3 protein-coding genes and 1 other RNA gene are annotated in these 2,823 nt (G+C 73.0%); 2 read left to right on the top strand and 2 right to left on the bottom strand.

Annotated features, from left to right (window positions below):
- On the bottom strand, nucleotides 1–951 hold a 951-nt coding region (locus DW309_RS07255), incomplete at its 3' end, for a DUF58 domain-containing protein (RefSeq protein WP_136044983.1).
- A gap of 10 nt (nucleotides 952–961) precedes the next feature.
- A complete protein-coding gene (locus DW309_RS07250; RefSeq protein ID WP_136028517.1) occupies nucleotides 962–1,951 on the bottom strand; it encodes an AAA family ATPase in 990 nt (329 codons plus the stop codon).
- Nucleotides 1,952–2,067: 116 nt separating this feature from the next.
- On the opposite strand from DW309_RS07250, the gene ffs reads away from it, so the two are divergent.
- Together ffs and DW309_RS07240 are read left to right on the top strand one after the other, a co-directional pair.
- Nucleotides 2,068–2,164, top strand: an RNA gene (gene ffs / locus DW309_RS07245) — signal recognition particle sRNA small type.
- A 54-nt stretch (nucleotides 2,165–2,218) separates the two neighbouring features.
- Nucleotides 2,219–2,823: rhomboid family intramembrane serine protease (locus DW309_RS07240; RefSeq protein WP_136044982.1), on the top strand; the 605-nt coding region annotated here is incomplete at its 3' end.

The following is a 2,823-nucleotide window of genomic DNA, read 5'->3' as shown; positions in this document are numbered from 1 at the left end:
GACGAGAGCCGCGAGCTCCCGGGCCTCGCCGCGCGGGGTCACCAGGGCGAGTGCGACGAGCAGGCCGTCGCGGTCGTCCTCGTGTCCGCGGAGCGCGCCGAGCAGCGTGCCCGCGGTGTCGATCACGTCGACGCTGTAGCCCTCGGCGGCGAGGTGCAGGGCGGCCGAGACGCACAGCGACACCGCGGACTCGAAGGCCGGGTCGGCGGCGTCGCCCTGCGGGTCCCAGCGACCGGAGCTCCGGTCGAGGACGACCAGCGCGTCGGGGCTGGACTCCTCCTCCTCCTGGCGCACCATCAGCTCGCCGCGGTGGGCCGTGGCCCGCCAGTGGATCCGGCGCATGGAGTCGCCGGGGGCGTAGCCGCGGGGGGACAGGTTGTCGCTGCCCTGTCCGAGGCGGGTCGACGAGGTGTGGGCCGTCCCTCCCGCTGCCCCGATGCGCACGGCGAGCGGCGTGAGGGCGAACACCTCCGGCACCACCGTGATGGTCCGGGTGTCGCCGAACGCCTGCTCCCGCTGCGCGAGTCCGAACGGGTCGACCGTGCGGAGCATGAGGGGGCCGAGCGGCCAGACGCCGCGCCGCACCCCCGTGATGAGGTAGCTCAGCTGCGCGGTCTCGGCGGGGTACTCGCCGCTGGAGTCTCCGGCGACCGCGTCGGGCAGCACGTCATGCCACAGGCCGTGCGGCACCCGCAGCGCCCGCAGCGTGAAGCGCACCGTGACCCGCGAGGCCTCCGACACCGTGAGCAGGTCGGTCGAGATCTGTCGCGCGACCGTCCCTGAGCGCCGTGGCAGCCGCACCGCCAGCGCGGAGAACAGGGTGAGGGCCGCCAGGAACACGGCCATGAAGAGGAGGATGCGCGCGCCGAGCACGTTCGCCGCGACCAGGCAGCCGAACGCCGCGACGAGCGTGCCGGTGCCCCGGCGGGTGAGGAGGCGGCGTCGTCGCATGGCGGGGGTCTCAGGAGCGGGTGGCGACCGGGACGCGCACGCGCTCGGCGATCTGCGTGAGCGCGGCCTCGATGGGCTGGGCTCCGGCGCGATGGGCGCCGCGCGCGGGGAGCAGGCGGTGGGCGAACACGGGGAGGAGCAGCGACGTGATGTCGTCGGGGATGACGTAGTCGCGGCCGTCGAGGGCCGCCCACACCTTCGCCGCACGGACGAGCTGGAGGGTGGCGCGGGGGCTGGCACCGAGATGCAGGCTCGGGTCGGAGCGGGTGGCCTGGGCGAGTGCGACCGCGTACTCCTCCAGGGCCGGGGCCACGTGCACGGCCCGCGCCCACGCGATGAGCTGCGCGACGGACGCGGCGTCGGCCACGGGCGTCACGGTGGCGAGCGGGTTCACCACGTCGCGCTGCCGCAGCATGAGGGCTTCCGCGCCCGGGTCGGGGTAGCCCATCGAGATGCGCATCATGAAGCGGTCGCGCTGCGCCTCGGGGAGGGCGTAGGTGCCCTCCATCTCCAGCGGGTTCTGCGTCGCCACCACGAGGAACGGGTCGGGCAGGCGGTGCGTGGAGCCGTCGACCGTGACCTGGCCCTCCTCCATGGCCTCCAGCAGCGCGGACTGCGTCTTGGGGGAGGAGCGGTTGATCTCGTCGGCGATCACGATGTGGGCGAACACGGCGCCCCGCTTGAACTCGAACTCCCGGTCGACCGGGTTGTACACCGACACGCCCGTGACGTCGCCGGGCAGCAGGTCGGGCGTGAACTGGATGCGGCGGACCGTGGCGTCGATGCTCGCGGCCAGTGCGCGGGCGAGCATCGTCTTGCCGACGCCCGGCACGTCTTCGATGAGCAGGTGGCCCTCGGCGAGCAGGCACACGAGCGCGCTGCGTACGGCGTCGGGCTTGCCGTCGATGACCTGGCTGATCGAGCCGAGAATCGCCGCCGTCTGGGCGGCGAATCGCTCGGCGTCGATCGTGACCGGGGTCAGGGGGGCGTTCTCAGGCATGCGATCCCTCTCACGTCGACGCAACGATGCGCGTGAATCGATCGTACGCTCCGCGCGGCGTGCGGGACCATGCCCGCGGGGGTTCGTCGCCCCGCCGCTGGTCGGGTAGAGTGGACGACGGCTCTCCGCGTGGCGGCATCCAGGCCAATTCCCCCAGGGCGGAAACGCAGCAAGGGTAACCGGGCTCTGCTGGGTGCGCGGAGGGTCTTTTCTTTTGCCGGGCCCGGTACACAGGCGTTCGTCGGACGGGCCTGCGACAATCGAGCGGTGACCGTCCCCCCTCCTTCGCGGCCGCCGCATCCGCTCGCCCGCTTCGCCTCGCCGGTGCTGCTGCTGGCGGTGATGTGGCTCGTGCAGTTCGCCGATGCCGTGCTGCCCGGATCGTTCACGGGCTTCGGTCTGCGGTCGTGGGACCTGTCGGGGCTCAGCGGCATCATCCTCGCCCCGCTGCTGCACGCGAGCTGGGCGCACCTCATCGCCAACTCGGTGCCGTTCCTCGTGCTCGGCTGCCTGGTCGCGGTCGAGGGGGCGCGACGCTTCTGGGCCGTCACCGTGATCGTCGCGGTCATCGGCGGGGTCGGCACCTGGGTCGTGAACGCTCCAGGCACGCTCACGGTCGGCGCCTCAGGCCTGGTGTTCGGCTACTTCGGCTACGTCGTGATGCGCGTGTTCGCGCCGGGGCGCGTCGCCCATCGCATCCTCTACGCCGTGATCGCCGTGGTCGTGATCGGCGTCTACGGCGGCACGATGCTCGCGGGCGTGATCGGCGTGGCCGACGGCGTCTCGTGGCAGGGGCACCTGTTCGGCGCGATCGGCGGCGGCGTCGCGGCGCTCATCGGGCGGCGCTCCCATCCGGCGGCGGGCACTACCTT

Origin of the sequence: Microbacterium sp. K41, from assembly GCF_004794395.1 — a bacterium.
GTDB lineage: Bacteria > Actinomycetota > Actinomycetes > Actinomycetales > Microbacteriaceae > Microbacterium > Microbacterium sufflavum.
The sequence above is the reverse complement of the archived record's forward strand: the minus strand, read 5'-3'. Positions and strand labels throughout refer to the sequence as shown.